General features: G+C 33.7%; 15 protein-coding genes and 1 tRNA gene. 6 read left to right on the top strand and 10 right to left on the bottom strand.

The window, feature by feature from the left end; all coding sequences use genetic code 11:
• Positions 1 to 1,491: a xylulokinase gene (locus H7350_RS01410; RefSeq protein WP_204344085.1), complete on the bottom strand. Its 1,491-nt coding sequence runs from the start codon at positions 1,489 to 1,491 to the stop codon at positions 1 to 3.
• Positions 1,492 to 1,793: 302 nt separating this feature from the next.
• Here H7350_RS01410 and uxaC point away from each other — a divergent pair, with 302 nt between their 5' ends.
• The 4 genes from uxaC to H7350_RS01430 all read left to right on the top strand — a co-directional run bounded on the left by uxaC (position 1,794) and on the right by H7350_RS01430 (position 6,461).
• On the top strand, positions 1,794 to 3,200 hold the full coding sequence (gene uxaC / locus H7350_RS01415) for a glucuronate isomerase (protein WP_204344086.1): 1,407 nt from the start codon (positions 1,794 to 1,796) through the stop codon (positions 3,198 to 3,200).
• Between the two features lies 1 nt (position 3,201).
• Entirely contained in the window at positions 3,202 to 4,173 is a 972-nt protein-coding gene (locus H7350_RS01420) for a Gfo/Idh/MocA family protein (protein WP_204344087.1), read from the top strand.
• Positions 4,174 to 4,281: 108 nt separating this feature from the next.
• Entirely contained in the window at positions 4,282 to 5,409 is a 1,128-nt protein-coding gene (gene galK, locus H7350_RS01425) for a galactokinase (protein ID WP_204344088.1), read from the top strand.
• A gap of 2 nt (positions 5,410 to 5,411) precedes the next feature.
• Positions 5,412 to 6,461, top strand: coding sequence for a UDP-glucose--hexose-1-phosphate uridylyltransferase (locus H7350_RS01430; RefSeq protein ID WP_204344089.1), 1,050 nt, complete (start codon positions 5,412 to 5,414; stop codon positions 6,459 to 6,461).
• 110 nt (positions 6,462 to 6,571) lie between these two features.
• On the opposite strand, the gene H7350_RS01435 is transcribed toward H7350_RS01430, so the two are convergent.
• The 8 genes from H7350_RS01435 to H7350_RS01470 form a co-directional block, all read right to left on the bottom strand.
• On the bottom strand, positions 6,572 to 7,876 hold the full coding sequence (locus tag H7350_RS01435; RefSeq protein WP_204344090.1) for a TRAP transporter large permease: 1,305 nt from the start codon (positions 7,874 to 7,876) through the stop codon (positions 6,572 to 6,574).
• Positions 7,877 to 7,878: 2 nt separating this feature from the next.
• Positions 7,879 to 8,370 carry a TRAP transporter small permease gene (locus H7350_RS01440; protein ID WP_204344091.1) on the bottom strand — a complete coding sequence of 164 codons (492 nt, stop codon included), beginning with the start codon at positions 8,368 to 8,370 and terminating at the stop codon, positions 7,879 to 7,881.
• Positions 8,370 to 9,359, bottom strand: a complete 990-nt coding sequence (locus H7350_RS01445; protein ID WP_204344092.1) for a TRAP transporter substrate-binding protein — start codon at positions 9,357 to 9,359, stop codon at positions 8,370 to 8,372. The genes H7350_RS01440 and H7350_RS01445 overlap by 1 nt, the downstream gene beginning before the upstream one ends.
• A gap of 1 nt (position 9,360) precedes the next feature.
• Entirely contained in the window at positions 9,361 to 10,542 is a 1,182-nt protein-coding gene (locus tag H7350_RS01450; RefSeq protein ID WP_204344093.1) for a DUF4861 family protein, read from the bottom strand.
• Position 10,543: 1 nt separating this feature from the next.
• Positions 10,544 to 11,338 carry a gluconate 5-dehydrogenase gene (locus tag H7350_RS01455; protein ID WP_204344094.1) on the bottom strand — a complete coding sequence of 265 codons (795 nt, stop codon included), beginning with the start codon at positions 11,336 to 11,338 and terminating at the stop codon, positions 10,544 to 10,546.
• 1 nt (position 11,339) lies between these two features.
• Positions 11,340 to 12,182 carry a 5-dehydro-4-deoxy-D-glucuronate isomerase gene (kduI, locus tag H7350_RS01460; RefSeq protein ID WP_204344095.1) on the bottom strand — a complete coding sequence of 281 codons (843 nt, stop codon included), beginning with the start codon at positions 12,180 to 12,182 and terminating at the stop codon, positions 11,340 to 11,342.
• A 73-nt stretch (positions 12,183 to 12,255) separates the two neighbouring features.
• Positions 12,256 to 13,443, bottom strand: coding sequence for a mannonate dehydratase (gene uxuA, locus H7350_RS01465; protein WP_204344096.1), 1,188 nt, complete (start codon positions 13,441 to 13,443; stop codon positions 12,256 to 12,258).
• A gap of 10 nt (positions 13,444 to 13,453) precedes the next feature.
• The gene (locus H7350_RS01470; RefSeq protein WP_204344097.1) at positions 13,454 to 14,281 is read right to left on the bottom strand and encodes an SDR family oxidoreductase; all 828 of its coding nucleotides are present in this window, start codon (positions 14,279 to 14,281) and stop codon (positions 13,454 to 13,456) included.
• Between the two features lie 298 nt (positions 14,282 to 14,579).
• Between H7350_RS01470 and H7350_RS01475 the strand changes: the two genes are divergently transcribed.
• Positions 14,580 to 15,479, top strand: a complete 900-nt coding sequence (locus H7350_RS01475; RefSeq protein WP_204344098.1) for an aldose 1-epimerase — start codon at positions 14,580 to 14,582, stop codon at positions 15,477 to 15,479.
• A gap of 236 nt (positions 15,480 to 15,715) precedes the next feature.
• On the opposite strand, the gene H7350_RS01480 is transcribed toward H7350_RS01475, so the two are convergent.
• Positions 15,716 to 15,797, bottom strand: a tRNA-Leu gene (locus H7350_RS01480).
• A gap of 120 nt (positions 15,798 to 15,917) precedes the next feature.
• Between H7350_RS01480 and H7350_RS01485 the strand changes: the two genes are divergently transcribed.
• Positions 15,918 to 17,309 (top strand): dipeptidase, encoded by a 1,392-nt coding sequence (locus H7350_RS01485; RefSeq protein WP_204344099.1) that lies wholly within the window; start codon positions 15,918 to 15,920, stop codon positions 17,307 to 17,309.
• Positions 17,310 to 17,359: the final 50 nt, after the last annotated feature.

The raw sequence follows: 17,359 nt of genomic DNA on the forward strand, positions 1-17,359 counted from the left end.
TTATACTTTATTTAATATGAGTTCTAATTCTTTTTTCCAGTTATTGTAAGCTTCCTGATAAGGTGTCTTGTCTTTTAAAGGCGTAAATGTCATTACATAGTCATTATCCATAATTACTTTTCCGAAGGCTTCAAAATCATCGTTATGTAAATTTACTGCTCTAGCTGCTCCAATAGCACCTGTTGTATTGTAAATTTCTATGTCTTGCGTTATTAAAGTCGCTACAGTATTTGAAAATATTTCTGAACGAAATAAATTATCGTTTCCGGCTCTAATGACACTTGGTTCAATCCCATCTGATATCATTATTTCCATACCATACACAAATGAAAACGCTATCCCTTCTAAAGCCGCTCTACATAAATGACTTTTATGATGGTTGTTTAAATTCATATTTACAATACGTGTCCCTATGTCTTTATTGTTAAGCATGCGCTCTGCACCATTTCCAAAGGGAATTAAACACACGCCGTCTGAACCTATTGAAATTTCTGATGCCAAATTATTCATCTCTTCATACGAACTAACCGACAGATTATTTAAAAGCCAACGGTACTGAATACCTGCACCATTGACACATAAAAGTTTCCCTATTCTTGCCTCACCATCTTTTTTATAATTGACATGTGCAAAGTTGTTAACACGTGCACTTTCTTTCACCGACAAACTATTTGTAACCGCATAAACAACGCCAGAAGTTCCACCAGTTGCTGCTACTTCGCCAGGATAAAATACGTTTAGCGATAAGGCGTTATTGGGCTGGTCGCCAGCTCTGTAATAAATTGGTGTACCTGCTTCCAATCCGCTTTCGGTTTCACCTTTTTCATCTACAACAGATTGTATACCAAAAGTTTCAACAATATCTGGAACTAATGCTTTGTCTACACCGTAATAATCTATTAGAAAATCTGCTATACTATCATTTTTAAAATCCCAGAAGATACCTTCTGATAATCCTGATATGGTTGTGTTAATTGTATTAGAAAATTTATAGGCGATATAATCGCCAGGTAGCATAAATTTATAAATGCGCTTGTAAATATCTGGTTCATTATCTTTTACCCATTTTAATTTTGAGGCGGTAAAATTTGCTGGTGAGTTTAATAATTGGGATGAACATTTGTCACTACCTATTTCATTAAATGCTTTGTTTCCAATTTCCACAGCTCTACTATCGCACCATATAATACTTTGACGTAAAGGATTGCCAGCTTTATCAATTAAAACGAGTCCATGCATTTGATAAGATATTCCAATGCCTTTAATTTGTGTTCTACTAATATTATGTTGCTTTTTTAGACGCTTAATAGCATTACATATATGAAACCACCATTCGTCTGGATTTTGTTCTGCCCAACCATTTTTTTGAGCAAACATGCCCATTTCTTTCTCAGGTTCTTGCACAACACCTATACTTTTACCTGATTCAACTTCTACTAATGCTGCTTTAATTGAGGAACTTCCAATATCTAATCCTAAGTTATAATTCATTTATAATTAACCTCTTAATATCATTTATTAGTTTTTTAAACGCTTTACAAACCCAATATATGGCTTCACTATTCGCCAAAATATTTTGAAGAACAATGTACTTTTGTTAGTACGATATCATATCCTGTACTGTGCTGTATTTTGAATATTACTTGTATTCTACTTTGCGAAACCCCTTAAAATTAATTAAAATCTAACACTAATCAGTATAGCACAGGACGGATAATATTTAAAACTAAATTATTTTGGTTCATTAAACGATTTCTTTTTAAAACACAGTAAATTGGTTAAAAATATATAAAATGAAAACTTTTATAAACGACGATTTTCTATTACAAAGTGACTTTGCAAAAACACTTTACCATAATTATGCAAAACCACTTCCAATAATCGATTATCACAACCATTTATCACCACAACAAATTGCCGAAAACACTAAGTTTGAAAATATAACACAAGTTTGGTTATACGGCGACCATTATAAATGGCGCGCTATGCGAGCTTATGGAGTCAATGAAAAATACATTACAGGAAATGCTTCAGATAAAGATAAATTTCTAAAATGGTCAGAAGTAGTACCTTACACTTTAAGGAACCCTTTGTATCACTGGACACATTTAGAACTACAACGTTATTTTGGAATAAAAGATCTGTTAACACCCGAAAATGCTGAAAGTATTTACAATACAACTTCAGAACTACTAAAAAAATCGAGCCATACAACTTGCGGATTATTAGAACAACAAAATATTGAATCGCTCTGCACGACAGATGATCCTGTAGATGATTTAAAGCATCATGAAGATATAGCAAATAGTGATGAGAAGATTAATGTATTTCCTACGTTTAGACCAGATAAGGCTTATGCTGTAGAAGATGAAAAAGCTTATGCAGAATACATTAAAAAATTAGAAAAAGAAATCGGTTTTTCTATTAAAACCTATGATGACTTATTAACTGCCCTAGAAAACAGAATAAACTATTTTGATTTACGTGGTTGTAAACTTTCTGACCATGGTTTGGAACAATTACATTTCTTTTCAAACAAAAAGTATAACATTTCAACCTTATTTACGTCTGTTATATCTGGTAAAAAATTAACTAAAGAAGAAGCGCAGTTTTTTAGAGCAGAAACACTACTTGCCTTAGGTAAATTCTATCATAAAAAAGGTTGGACGCAACAATTACATTTGGGTCCGATTAGAAATAACAATAAACGATTATTAAAAGAATTAGGACCAGATACTGGCTTTGATTCGATTGGCGATTTTTCGCAAGCTGTTGGCTTAAGTGGTTTTTTAAATGCTTTAGATAGTTCAAATCAGCTTACAAAAACTATTGTGTACAATTTAAATCCTGCAGATAATGAAGTGTTTGCCACCATGGTTGGTAACTTTAACGATGGAAGTGTAAAAGGTAAAGTTCAGTTTGGTGCCGCTTGGTGGTTTTTAGACCAAAAAGATGGTATGGAAAAACAATTAAATACGCTTTCTAACCAAGGTCTATTAAGTTGTTTTGTAGGTATGCTGACCGATTCTCGTAGTTTCTTATCCTTCCCAAGGCACGAATATTTTAGACGAATTTTATGTGATTTAATTGCGACTGATGTGGTTAACGGAGAATTACCAAATGACGAAAAATGGTTAGGAAAAATAGTCAGTGATATTTGCTATTACAATGCAAAAACATATTTCAATTTTAAAGGTTAAAATGAATACAATTAATTGGGGAATTATAGGTTGTGGAGACGTTACAGAAGTAAAAAGCGGACCTGCATTTAATAAGGTTGAAAACTCGAGTTTAGTTGCTGTTATGCGTCGAAATGCAGAGAAAGCTGAAGATTATGCCAAAAGACATAAAGTTCCTTTTTGGTATAGTAATGCTGATGATTTACTTCATCACAAAGATATAAATTCAATATACATTGCCACACCACCATCTAACCATTTAGAATATACTTTAAAAGCTCTAAAGTTCAATAAGAATGTTTATTTAGAAAAACCAATGGCACTAAATGCTCATGAAGCCAAACAAATTTATGAAGCGCTTAAATCTAGTAAAGCCAAGCTAACGGTTGCACACTACAGAAGACAGCTACCTATGTTCTTAAAAGTAAAACAGCTTGTTGATGATAATGAAATTGGAGCGATTCGTTGTGCAGACATACAGTTATTACAACCCTTAAACACGGACATGATAACCGTTACAGAAGATAATTGGCGTACAAATAAAAGCATTTCTGGAGGAGGATTTTTTCATGATTTAGCACCACATCAATTAGATTTAATCTATTATTTTTTAGGAGACTATAAAGATGCACATGGTTTTGCTGTTAATCAGAGTAAAACTTACAACGCGGAAGATGTCGTAAACGGTATAATTGAACTTAAAAATGGTGTTCAATGCAGAGGATTGTGGGCATTTAATGTCAATGATTCTTCAAGCAAGGATGAACTAACCATATATGGAAGTTTAGGGAAAATTAAACTATCAATTTTTGGAAATGAAATTGAAATTACAAAAAAGGGAAACGTAAAAAATTTAAGTTTTAAACATCCCGAAAACATTCAACAGCCTATGATTGAAGCTACTGTAAATTATTTTCTTAGTAAGCAGGATAATCCGTGCTCTGCTTATGAAGGCATAAGAATTATGGAAATCATTGACAGATTTAGCACCTAATATGTATTTGTTCTAAAGCCCCCCTTTAAATAATGCATAAATGGATTACAAATAATAGAACTAAGTCAAATGTAAAGTATTGATTGGAAACTTAATTTAAACATATCAATGTTAGACAAAAAGGCATTTAAAAGTGAAGTCGTAATTGAATCACCTGGAAGAATAAACTTAATCGGTGAGCATATTGACTATAACGGCGGTTATGTGCTTCCTGCTGCAATAGATAAAAAAATAACATTACATTTTAGAAAAAATAATTCTAATTCCTGTGAAATCTATTCTAGTAATTTTAAAAATAGTTTCACCATTAGTCTTAACAAATTAGAAAAAAGTGAAGTTGAGTGGCACAACTTTATTTTAGGAGTTCTTTTTCATATTGATGTTATTAAACCTAATTCAGTTAAAGGTTTTGATTGCATTATCGAAAGTGATCTTCCTCTCGGTTCAGGAATTAGCTCTTCTGCAGCTCTGGAATGTGGTATAGCAAAAGGTATAAATGAATTATTTGATATTGGGTTGAGCGATTTAGAAATCATTAAATTATCTAGAGATGCTGAACATACTTTTGTTGGCACAAAGTGTGGTATCATGGATCAATTTGCAGTTGTAAAAGGAGAGAAAGACCATTTAATTCTTTTAAACTGTGAAACTTTAGATTACGACTTAATTGAAGCCGATTTTAATCCTTATGTAATAGTATTGCTAAACTCTAATGTGTCTCATAACTTAGCGAGTAGTGCATATAACGTGAGGCGAGATGAGTGTAAAAAAGCATTAGTCGCTATTCAAAAAAAAAATCCAAAGTATCAGTTTTTAACAGAAGTTCCAGCTCAGATTGTTGAAGAATTTAAAGTGATTTTACCAGAAAAAATATATAATCGTGCTTTATACGTCACTCAAGAAAACCAACGAACTTTAAAAGCAGTTAAATATTTAAAAAAGAAAGATTTATATAGTTTTGGACAATGCTTATACCAATCTCATCATGGTTTGCAAAACCTATATGAAGTGAGCTGTAAAGAATTAGATTTTTTAGTTGAACATACTAAAGATTTAGACTATGTGCTTGGAGCTAGAATGATTGGAGGCGGATTTGGTGGTTGCACCATTAATATCGTTTACAAATATAAAGTCGAATCATTAATAAAAAATATATCAGCTGCTTATGAAGAACATTTTAATATAAAACTATCTGCAATACATACAACTATAAGTCATGGTGTAAAAAATATATAAACATGGAATCTACATTAAACGCACAGCCACATAGAAGATATAATATATTAACAGATGAGTGGGTCTTAGTGTCACCACAAAGAAATAAACGTCCATGGCAAGGGAAAACAAATAAATCTATAACCTTAAAAAAGACGTCATACGACGAAAACTGTTTTTTGTGTCCTAAAAATAAAAGAGCAAGTGGAGACATTAATCCAGACTATAAAAGTACTTATAGTTTTAAAAATGATTTTTCTGCTTTGCTACCAGACACACAACAGAACACCTTTGAAAATGGACTTTTAAAAGCAACTTCAGAATCTGGAATATGCAGAGTTATCTGTTTTTCTCCATACCATTCCATGACCTTACCATTAATGTCTGTTTCTGAGATTAGTGATATCATTAGCTTATGGCTACAGGAATATGTAGAACTTAGAGCGAATCCTAATATAAATTATGTGCAGATTTTTGAAAACAAAGGTGATATTATGGGCTGTAGCAATCCACATCCTCATGGTCAGATTTGGGCACAACGCTCTATTCCAGAAGTGGTTTTAAAAAAGCAAGCACAACAACATCACTATTGGGAAGCTCATAACAAAAGTTTGTTATCTACTTACATCCAACAAGAAATTAATTTAGACAAACGCATTATTTTAAAAAATGAACACTTCGTTGCATTGGTACCATACTGGGCAGTTTGGCCTTATGAAACTATGATAGTTCCAATAAAACATTATCCGCACATTGGACAATTAAACACTGAGGAACAACAAGCTTTTGCTGAAATAATTAAGGATTTGACAACAAAATATGACAATTTATTTGAGACATCTTTTCCGTATTCTTCAGGAATACATCAAAGCCCAACTGATAAAGAACATCCAGAATGGCATTTTCACATGTCATTCTATCCACCTCTATTGCGTTCAGCAGAAGTAAAAAAATTCATGGTTGGATATGAAATGTTTGCAAATCCTCAAAGAGATATAACGGCAGAACAAGCAGCAGATATATTAAAAAAGTTGAGCACAAAACATTACAGTGTGACTACTAGAACCAACTAACGCCTATTAAATGACTTAAAATAATTGGAAAAAAGATTAAGCTTAATAGAAGTCGTAGAAGTCATTCCGAAAGCTTTTATTAGTAAGCAGTTTAAAACTTCAATATTTATCTAAAGACCAAACAATCTTGGTAAAAACATAGATATTTCAGGTATAAAGCTGATAAGCATTAATACAATTACCATAATTAATAAAAATGGTAACAATGGCCTTATTACCTGAGTAACCGAAACTTTGGCGACTCCACTACCTACAAATAGCAGCGTTCCTACAGGAGGTGTACAAATTCCTATACATAAGTTAAGAACAATCACAATTCCGAAATGAACAGGATCCATGCCTAAAGCCGTTACAACCGGTAGAAAAATTGGTGTAAAAATTAAAACGGCAGGAGTCATATCCATAAATGTTCCTATAACTAATAAGATAAGGTTAATAGCCAAAAAGATCGCGAACTTATTGTTTAATGACTCTAGTAAAAAGGTGCTGATCATTTCAGGAATACCTTCAAAAGAAAATAACCACGACATGGCCATAGACGTACAAATTAAAAACATAACGACAGCTGTGGTTTTTGCACTGGACAATAATACTCCAGAGAAATCTTTCATCTTCATATCACCATAAGCCAAGGATAATATTGCTGCATATAGCACAGCAATTACAGAAGCTTCAGTTGCAGTAAAAATTCCTGCGACAATGCCACCAACCACAATAACTAACAACATTAAACTGAAGAATGCCTTTCTAAAAAACGTCCAAATTTCAAAAAACGATGCACGCTTACCTTTTGGAAAGCCTTTACTGATAGCAATAAAAGCCACATAACCCATAATAGCAAAACCCAATAATATGCCTGGAAGATAACCAGCAATAAACAAGGCTGCCACTGAAGCCGATCCTCCACTAGCTAAAGCATATACAATTAGAATGTTACTTGGTGGTATTAAAAGTCCAGTGGTTGAAGCTGTAATATTTACAGATGCACTTAAGGTTCTCGGGTAGCCTTCTTCTTCCATTCTATCCGTCATTATACTTCCTATGGCAGATGCAGCCGCAAGTGCCGAACCAGAAATTGCTCCAAATAACATAGAGGCTAAAATGTTGACATAAGCTAATCCTCCTGGAAGGCTAGACACTAATGATTTCGCAAAATTAATGAGTCTGTTCGCAATGCCACCACGTTTCATTATATCACCAGCCAGAATAAAAAACGGAATAGCCAATAAGGCAAAACTATCAATACCAGTAGTCATTCGTTGAGCGATAGTTGTTAAACCTGGTAATTTATCAATATTTAATAACAGACTTAATGTAGTTGCTATACCTATACTGTAAGCGACAGGCACTTTGAGTAACAATAACGTAAAGAAACTCACAAACAAAACGATGATACTTATAACTTCTATACTCATAATTAATAATCGTTTTTGTTATTAAATATTTTTGAAATGTGGTATATAGAAAAGCACATAATTAGAAAACCACTGAATGGCATTATGGCATATACATAGCCTAAAGGAATTCGTAATGTTCCTGAAAGTTGTTCTAAATGCAAAGTCGTATATACTAAATTTAAGCCACCAATAACCATGACAATAAGCGCAAATAAAAATATCAATACCTCTATAAGAACAGAGGCTTTTCTTTTATTAGACTCTGAGAATTTCTGATATAAAAAATCCATAGATAAATGCTCTTTTTTTCCATTGAGATAGGCAGCTCCTAAAATAGTCATCCAAATTAATGCGAATCGCGCAAACTCTTCGGTCCATGTAAAGGATGTTCCTAAAAGATATCTTGAAAACACCTGGAACAAAACATCCAGAACTAAAAGCGCAAAAATGACGATCATAAACCATTCGAGAATTCTAAGAACTTTATTAAAAATAAGGTCAGATTTAGCCATTACTTTTTATTTTTAATTTGATTTACGATGGGTTCCATTTCCGGAAATTCCTTCACAAACTCCTCTACAACAGATTTTGATTTTTCGGCAAATAAGGATTTTTCTGGAATGATAATTTCCACGCCAGCATCTTTTGCAATTTTCATGGATTCATCAACAGAATCACTCCAAAACTTCTTCTGAGCCTGAGCAGATTCGTCTGCAGCTTCTTGCACCCATATTTTTTCTTCTTCCGATAATTTATCCCAAAACTTAGTGCCAATTAAGAGGACGTCTGGAACCGAAGAATGCTGGTCTAAAGTGTAGTATTTACTGATTTCGTAGTGATTAGAAGATACAAATGAAGGTGGATTATTTTCGGCACCATCCACAACACCTTGTTGAATTGCCGTATATAATTCACCATAGGCAAGAGGCGTTGCCGATCCTCCCATAGAATTGACCATATTAATAGCCATTTGATTGTTCATTACTCTAATTTTGAGCCCTTTTAAATCATCTGGTGTTCTAATGGCTTTTTTACTGGTATAAAAACTTCTGCTTCCTGCATCGTAATAACACAATCCGCGCAACCAAAATTTAGAACCTTTTTCTAAAATCGATTTGCCTATATCTCCTTCTAAAACATTAAATTGATGTTGCTTATCTCTAAATAAATACGGAATACCTAAGAGGTGATATTCTGGTACAAAATTAGATAAGGTTGCCGCACTTACTTTGGTAGCAGCTACACTTCCAATTTGCAATAATTCCAAAACTTCTCTCTCTGAGCCCAATTGTGCATCAGGAAAAATCTTCACCTTTAATGTTCCATTAGATTTCTTTTCTAATGCCTTTTGAAATTCTACAATGCCCTTATGTACAGGGTGAGTTTGTGGCAACGTATGACCAAGGTACATTACTTTTGTCCCTGTTGCCTTATCGCAAGAAAAAGTATTTATAGAAATAATAGCAAGAAATATAATTGATGTTATCGGGAAATCTTTCATACTATTTTAATGGTTTTATAATATTGACTTGTAAAGGATTATCTAAACATTTTGAAAAACGAGACAGGTATTTATTCCAGTCATCTTTAGATTGAAATTGACCACTCTTTTTCCAACCAAAACCAGCATAATACTCAATGACTCCAGATACGTTAGCTTGGACATACAAATTACTCTCATCTTTTTTATCAGTAACATAGTTGTCAAAACCTATGATACTTTGTGGATTAGCATGCACTACTCCTTGACCTAATTCTGAATCATCAAATGGTTCCCAATAGCTCATCCATCCTTCAGCTGTATTTGTCGTTACTTCACCATCATTTTTGTGAAGCGTTAAACCTATTGAGACTTTATCTGTACCTTTTAATTCAACAATATGTCGCGTAAGATTTTGTCCATAATCGAGCATAATGTGTTTTCTTTCTTTAATTTCTTTACCATTAGCATCCCAATTGGCATAATCTAGAATAAAACTCGTTCTTATTGGTCCATTAGTAATTGTTTTATAGTTGGTGAAGTTTTTAGACACTGCATAAGCAGAATCTGTTTTTACAGCAACACCACCAACACCACGACTAACTCCAACATGAAAATTATCTAAACCTTCACCTGTATCTTTATGATATGCTCCTTTTTCGACAGCATCTTTTGCATACCATTTATTAATTATTGGATATTCTACACGTTTCAACCATGCATCCATACCACTTGTCAACGTACCTCCTTTGACACCATCTTCAATCATTTTTTGAGCTACTGGTCCAAAGGTTCTAAATGCTACTCTATTATTTTCCCAAGCATAATCATCTGTACGCTCTGGCACAAAACGCGAGTAGCATCTTATTAAGGTGCTATCAAGCTCTTCTTTAGATTGAATTAAGTTTATTTTAAAAGTGGCTTCTGATTTTGCCGAAATTTCTGGTTGAAAAAGTAACACTTTACCTACAGCACCTTTTCCATCATAATCTACAATTTGTGAAATTAAAATCTCACTAGTTTTAGAGTTTACAACTTCTAAGGATTGTCCGTTAAGCTCAATGTCAGTAATATCAACTTCAATCGTTTCAAAAGCTCTATCTATATCTAATGTGTTTTTGACTGTTACTGATAGCACTTCTGAAGAATTATCGGCACATGAGAAACAGAATAAAACTAAAACAAAAAAGATACTTTTTTTCATATTATAATTCGTTTGAAGGTTTACCTATAGTCGCTAAAATACCACCATCCACATACAAAATATGGCCATTTACAAAGTCACTTGCTTTTGAACTTAAAAATATGGCAGCACCTGCTAAATCATTAGGGTCTCCCCATTTTGCAGCAGGAGTTCTATTGACAATAAAATCATTAAATGGATGACCATCAATTCTAATCGGTGCTGTTTGAGATGTGGCAAAATAACCTGGTCCAATACCATTCACTTGAATGTTGAATCTTGCCCATTCTGTTGCCATATTTTTAGTCAACATTACCAAACCGCCTTTTGCCGCAGCATAAGCTCCAACCGTGTTCCGACCTAACTGACTCATCATAGAACAGATGTTAATAATTTTGCCGGCTTTACGTTGCATCATGCCCTTTACAACATGTTTTGATACAATAAAAGGGCTTACCAAATCGATATCTAAGACTTGTTTAAAATCTTCAACTTCCATTTCTGCTAATGGTGTTCGCTTAATAATTCCTGCGTTATTAACCAGAATATCGATATTTCCGACTTCGGTTTCAATCTTTTTTATAGCTTCAATAACGTCACTTTCGTTTGCAACATTAAATTTATAACCAACAGCGTTGATGCCTTCTTTTTTGTATTCAGCAACAGCCTTATCAATTTTTTCTTGAGACGAGTTACCATTTACAACAATCGTTGCACCTGCCTTACCTAATCCCATTGCCATAGCCATTCCTAGTCCATGCGTACTACCAGTAACTAAGGCTACTTTTCCTTTTATGTTGAATAATTCTTGAGACATATTATCTTAAATCTGTAATTTTTGCAACGTCCATATCGTTGTAATCTAAATTCTCACCTGCCATTCCCCAAATAAAGGTATAGTTTGAAGTCCCAGAACCAGAGTGAATAGACCAAGGTGGCGAAATTACAGCTTGGTGATTATGCATCCATATATGACGTGTTTCTTGTGGTTGTCCCATAAAATGGCAAACCGCTTGCTCTTCTGGTACATCTAAATAGAAATAGATTTCCATTCTACGATCATGAACGTGAGCTGGCATGGTATTCCAAACGCTTCCTGTTTTTAGTTCTGTCATTCCCATTTGTAATTGACATGTGGCAACTATACCACCAATTATCATTTGGCTAACCGTTCTGTGGTTGGCTGTTTCCAAACTTCCCAATTCAATTTTATTAGCTTCCGCAAGACTTGTCTTTTTAGTTGGATAAGTTTTGTGAGCAGGTGCAGAATTCATATAGAATTTTGCAGGATTGTTAGCGTCATTACTTTTAAATATAACATCTCTTACCTCTTTGCCAATATATAAGGCATCCTTATGATTCATTTCATAAGTTTCGCCGTCTACATAGATAGTGCCTTCTCCACCAACATTAATAATTCCTAATTCACGACGCTCAAGAAAATATTCTGATTTTAAAGGGTCAATCGTTTCTAATTTCAAATTAGAATCAGTAGGTACAGCACCACCAGCCATATATCGGTCGTAGTGCGTGTAAACGAATTTTACTTTTCCAGTTTGCATTAAATCTGGAATTAAAAATTCATCTCTTAATTGTTGTGTATCGTATTGTTTAACTGCTTTTGGACTAGAGGCGTAACGTGTTTCGAATGTAGTTGACATATATTATTTGTTTTATTTTCTGTTTTAAATATTTTTTCAGACCTGCAAGGTTTTGAAAACCTGCTAGGTCATTTTATAATGAACGACGGATTCCAAGTTCTAACCCTCTAAGTTCTGCTAAACCTCTCAGACGTCCTATTCCTGAATATCCAGGATTTGTTTTCTTTTTTAAATCATCGAGCATTTTATGACCATGGTCTGGTCTAAATGGCATGCGTAAATCTTTACGACCTGCTTTAGCACGCTTTTGCTGTTCTAAAATTAAGGCTTTCATCACGGCATACATATCTACATCTCCTTCTAAATGGTCGGCTTCATGAAAGTTGCCTTCAGCATCACGTTTGGTGGCTCTTAAATGAATAAAATGAATACGATCACCTAAGCGTTCTACCATACCTGCTAAATCATTATCTGCTCGCACTCCAAATGAACCTGTACAGAATGTGAGTCCGTTATTAGGACTTTTAACCGCGTTGTATAAATCGACAATATCTTGTTCTGTACTCACCACTCTTGGTAATCCCAAAATCGGAAAAGGTGGATCATCTGGATGTATGCACATTAAAACTTCAGCTTTTTCCGCTGCAGGAATAATTTCAGATAGAAAAGAAAACAGATTTGCTTTCAGTTCTTTTGGTCCGATATCATTATAAGTTGCAAGAATAGCATTAAACTCTTCTAGTGTATAACCCTCTTCAGCACCAGGTAAACCAGCGATGATATTTCTTACTAAGGTTTTTTGATCGTCATCGGATGCATTTTCTAAATAACGTTTTGCGTTTTCTTTTTGTGCATCAGTATAATCATGTTCTGCTCCTGGACGTTTCAATAAAAACAATTCGAAAGCAGCAAAAGCAGCAGCTTCAAAACGAAGCGCTGTTGATTTATCATCCACTTCGTAATCTAAATTGGTTCGTGTCCAATCCAAAACTGGCATAAAGTTGTAACATACGATATCAATTCCGCATGCACCTAAATTAAGTAGTGTTTGCTTATAATTCTTAATATAGCTTTCAAACTGACCAGTTCTTGTCTTTATGTTTTCGTGAACAGGAACACTTTCTACTACAGACCAAGTTAAGCCAACACTTTCAATTTCAGATATACGTTTTTTAATTTCATCTGTTGTCCAGACTTCTCCATTGGGAATATGATGTAATGCAGAGACTATACCTATTGCACCAGATTGTTTTATATCTAATAATGAGACTGGGTCGTTAGGACCGTACCATCTCCATGTTTGTTCTAATTTCAAATTCATTTATTATTTTTTAAACTCCACTGTAAGCTGCAAATCCACCATCGATTGGCACAACCACACCAGTTACAAATTTTGATCCTTCACCACATAACCAGAGTGTTGTGCCCACTAAATCTTCAGGTTCACCATAGCGATTCATTGGTGTTTGATCAATAATTTGTTGTCCACGTTGTGTTAAACTTCCATCTTCATTGGTTAATAGCGTCCGATTTTGATCTGTTAAGAAAAAACCAGGTGCTAAAGCATTAACACGAATCCCTACTTTTGAAAAATGAACAGCCAACCATTGTGTAAAATTAGATACTGCAGCTTTTGCGCCACTGTAAGCTGGAATTTTAGTTAAAGGTGTAAAGGCATTCATTGAAGATATATTCAATACACTGCAACCTTCTCGACCAACCATATCCTCTGCGAATACTTGTGTAGGTATTAAGGTCCCTAAAAAATTTAAGTTGAATGTAAACTCAATCCCTTTTGGATCTAAATCAAAAAACGTTTTGAAACCTTCGGTTGTATTTTTAAGATCTTCCATTTCAAAAAATGGATTACTTGTTGTGCCTAAAGGGTGATTCCCACCAGCTCCATTGATTAAAATATCGCATTTGCCAAAAGCTTCATTTACTTCTTCTTTTGCCTGAATTAGTGACTCTTTTTCTAATACATTTGCTTCAACACCTATAGCATTTCCTCCATTTTTATTTATGGTTTCAGCGACCTTATCTGCAGCTTCTTTTCTTAAATCCAGGACAGCAATATTATGTCCTTTTTTAGCTAAAGCTTTTGCTATGGTGCTACATAATACACCTCCTGCTCCTGTTAGTACAATGGTTTTGTTCATTTATAGTTAGTTGTTAGTCTTTTTTAAATTTCTATTCTAGTGCTAAGATTAGCAATTAATAGGTATTTAGTATCCTGTTCTGTTATGCTTTTTTAGCTAACTTAAATTTACTTTATACCTATCATTAAAACTAAAAAAAAGAATCTATCTTCACATAAATTACAATTTAAAACGGCATCCAGTTACATTTAGAGAAATATAAGTAGGATGGCACAGGATAATAAAAAGTTGAAAGTGAATTAACTTTGATCTTTGACAGCTAGTTACTATCAAAACCTTTTTAATTAAAGACTTAAAAATGTACAAAATAGAACGTAATAAAGACGATAGATTTAGCGAGATTATATTGACAAATACTCAGAATACGTCTTATGCTAAAATAGCTTTAAACAAAGGTGCGAATCTGCAAGAACTATGTTTAAATAACATGTTAGTTATTGAAAGTTTAGCCCCTTTAAAATATTCTGAAACCTATGCTTCTTCTATTTTATTTCCATTTGCAAACAGGATCAAAGATGGAACTTATGCTTTTAAAGGAGAATGTTATCAGTTTGAAATAAATCGAAAAGAAGAAAACAACGCATTACATGGTTTGGTTTATGACAAAACCTTTATAGTTTTAGATAAACATGCCTCTGAAACTGAAGCTATAATAACACTCGAATATGAGGAATTAAATGAATCTAAAGGTTTTCCTTTTACATATATTATTCAGTTAAAATATACTTTGAATAACCATGGATTAAAATTAAATGTTTTAGTGAAAAACACAGACTCAAAAGCTTTTCCTTTCACATTAGGTTGGCATCCCTATTTTAAAAGCGATAATTTATATGAAAGCACATTGCAGTTCGACTGTAACAAAAAACTGGTTTTGGATGAAAGAATGATTACTACAGGTATTGAAGACTATAAAAATAATAACACATTTGAAGTTAAAGACAAAAAACTAGATGACTGTTTCATTTTAAATACCAATACTATAAAATTCTCAACTCCAAGTTATGATATGGAAATGACCACATCATCAAACGAAACTTTTTTACAACTCTATACTCCTCCTAAAAGTAATACAATTGCGATTGAACCTACTACAGGCGTGTCTGATAGTTTTAATAATAAAATGGGATTGCAAGTTTTAGAACCTGAAAAAACCTATAGTATTGATTGGGAAATTAAATGCAATACAAAAGAGTAACAAAATATTGCAACTAAACAAAAATAAAAGTTTATTAATCAAAAAAACAGATTTCTCATCTGCTTTTGTACTACCGACGATATTTAAACATGGTAAGAAATAGTTTTTAATATTAAATATACTTAAAACTTAATATTGTAAATTAAATCAAATAAAACATCAAAATGTTGTACTCAAACAAAAAAACCTCTCAAAATTGAGAGGTTTTTTTAACTACATATTTGTAGTTAAACAAGTACAGGCGGAGAGACTCGAACTCTCACACCTTGCGGCACTAGATCCTAAGTCTAGCGTGTCTACCAATTCCACCACGCCTGCAACTTTCCATTAATAATGGGATGCAAATATAAACAATACTTTCAATATTCAAATAACTTTAATTAGGAAAAAATAGTCTTCATTTTTGTACTTTTGGAAGAATCAAAAAAACAAACACCTATGCAACATATTCAATCTTATATTGAAGACCATAAAGATCGCTTTCTTAACGAACTTATTGACCTGCTTAAAATCCCGTCAGTAAGTGCCGATCCTGCATATAAAGAGCATGTTTTTAAAACAGCTGAAGTGATTAAAGCTAGTTTACTTAAAGCTGGATGTGACCATGTTGAAATTTGCGAAACAGAAGGGTTTCCAATCGTGTATGGCGAAAAAATTATAGATGCTAATTTACCAACAGTATTAGTCTACGGACACTATGACGTCCAACCAGCCGATCCTTTAGAACTATGGGACTCTCCGCCTTACGAACCTGTAATCAAGAAAACCGATATTCATCCTGAAGGTGCCATATTTGCACGAGGAGCTTGTGATGATAAAGGTCAAATGTACATGCATGTGAAAGCCATGGAGTTTATGACAGAAACAAATCAACTCCCATGTAATGTCAAATTTATGATTGAAGGGGAAGAAGAAGTTGGCAGTGTAAATCTGTCTAAGTTTGTAAAAAACAATCAGGAGAAGCTTAAAAATGATGTCATTTTAATTTCTGATACTGGCATGATTGCTCAAGATGTACCTTCAATTACAACTGGTCTACGCGGATTAAGTTATGTTGAAGTTGAAGTCACAGGACCAAATAGAGATTTGCATTCTGGTTTATATGGTGGTGCAGTGGCAAACCCAATAAACATACTAACAAAAATGATTGCCTCTCTTCATGACGACAATAACCATATCACTATTCCAGGGTTTTATGATAAGGTTGAAGAGCTTTCCGAAGCTGAAAGGGCAGAAATGGCTAAAGCTCCATTTTCGCTAGATGATTATAAAAAAGCTCTAGATATTGATGCTGTATATGGTGAAAAAGGATACACTACTAACGAACGTAACTCTATACGACCAACTTTAGATGTCAACGGAATCTGGGGAGGTTATATCGGTGAAGGTGCAAAAACCGTTATTGCCAGTAAAGCTTTTGCTAAAATATCGATGCGACTTGTTCCTCATCAGGATTGGGAAGAAATTACAGACTTATTTAAAACTCATTTCGAAAGTATTGCTCCGGCTGGTGTAAAAGTAAAGGTTAAGCCTCATCATGGCGGACAAGGTTATGTCACACCAATAGACAGTATTGGCTACCAGGCCGCTTCAAAAGCATATCATGATACTTTTGGCAAAAACCCAATTCCGCAACGAAGTGGTGGGAGTATTCCTATTGTATCTCTTTTTGAACAAGAATTAAAAAGCAAAACTATTTTAATGGGATTTGGATTAAACAGTGATGCGATCCACTCTCCTAACGAACATTTTGGGGTCTGGAATTACTTTAAAGGTATAGAAACCATCCCTTTATTTTATAAGTATTTTACTGAGTTGAGTCAATCATAAAATTTACCATAAAAAAACCTTCAAGTAACATTGAAGGTTTTTTTATATTT

Source organism: Psychroserpens algicola (assembly GCF_014526325.1).
GTDB lineage: Bacteria > Bacteroidota > Bacteroidia > Flavobacteriales > Flavobacteriaceae > Psychroserpens > Psychroserpens algicola.

Bases quoted from the DNA above. Each gene is read 5' to 3' on its own strand.
- uxaC (WP_204344086.1), top strand. From the start codon at position 1,794: ATGAAAACTTTTATAAACGACGATTTTCTATTACAAAGTGACTTTGCA.
- H7350_RS01470 (WP_204344097.1), bottom strand. From the start codon at position 14,281: ATGAACAAAACCATTGTACTAACAGGAGCAGGAGGTGTATTATGTAGC.
- H7350_RS01445 (WP_204344092.1), bottom strand. From the start codon at position 9,359: ATGAAAGATTTCCCGATAACATCAATTATATTTCTTGCTATTATTTCT.
- H7350_RS01435 (WP_204344090.1), bottom strand. From the start codon at position 7,876: ATGAGTATAGAAGTTATAAGTATCATCGTTTTGTTTGTGAGTTTCTTT.
- H7350_RS01485 (WP_204344099.1), top strand. From the start codon at position 15,918: ATGCAACATATTCAATCTTATATTGAAGACCATAAAGATCGCTTTCTT.
- H7350_RS01455 (WP_204344094.1), bottom strand. From the start codon at position 11,338: ATGTCTCAAGAATTATTCAACATAAAAGGAAAAGTAGCCTTAGTTACT.
- H7350_RS01440 (WP_204344091.1), bottom strand. From the start codon at position 8,370: ATGGCTAAATCTGACCTTATTTTTAATAAAGTTCTTAGAATTCTCGAA.
- galK (WP_204344088.1), top strand. From the start codon at position 4,282: ATGTTAGACAAAAAGGCATTTAAAAGTGAAGTCGTAATTGAATCACCT.
- H7350_RS01430 (WP_204344089.1), top strand. From the start codon at position 5,412: ATGGAATCTACATTAAACGCACAGCCACATAGAAGATATAATATATTA.
- kduI (WP_204344095.1), bottom strand. From the start codon at position 12,182: ATGTCAACTACATTCGAAACACGTTACGCCTCTAGTCCAAAAGCAGTT.
- H7350_RS01420 (WP_204344087.1), top strand. From the start codon at position 3,202: ATGAATACAATTAATTGGGGAATTATAGGTTGTGGAGACGTTACAGAA.
- uxuA (WP_204344096.1), bottom strand. From the start codon at position 13,443: ATGAATTTGAAATTAGAACAAACATGGAGATGGTACGGTCCTAACGAC.
- H7350_RS01475 (WP_204344098.1), top strand. From the start codon at position 14,580: ATGTACAAAATAGAACGTAATAAAGACGATAGATTTAGCGAGATTATA.
- H7350_RS01410 (WP_204344085.1), bottom strand. From the start codon at position 1,491: ATGAATTATAACTTAGGATTAGATATTGGAAGTTCCTCAATTAAAGCA.
- H7350_RS01450 (WP_204344093.1), bottom strand. From the start codon at position 10,542: ATGAAAAAAAGTATCTTTTTTGTTTTAGTTTTATTCTGTTTCTCATGT.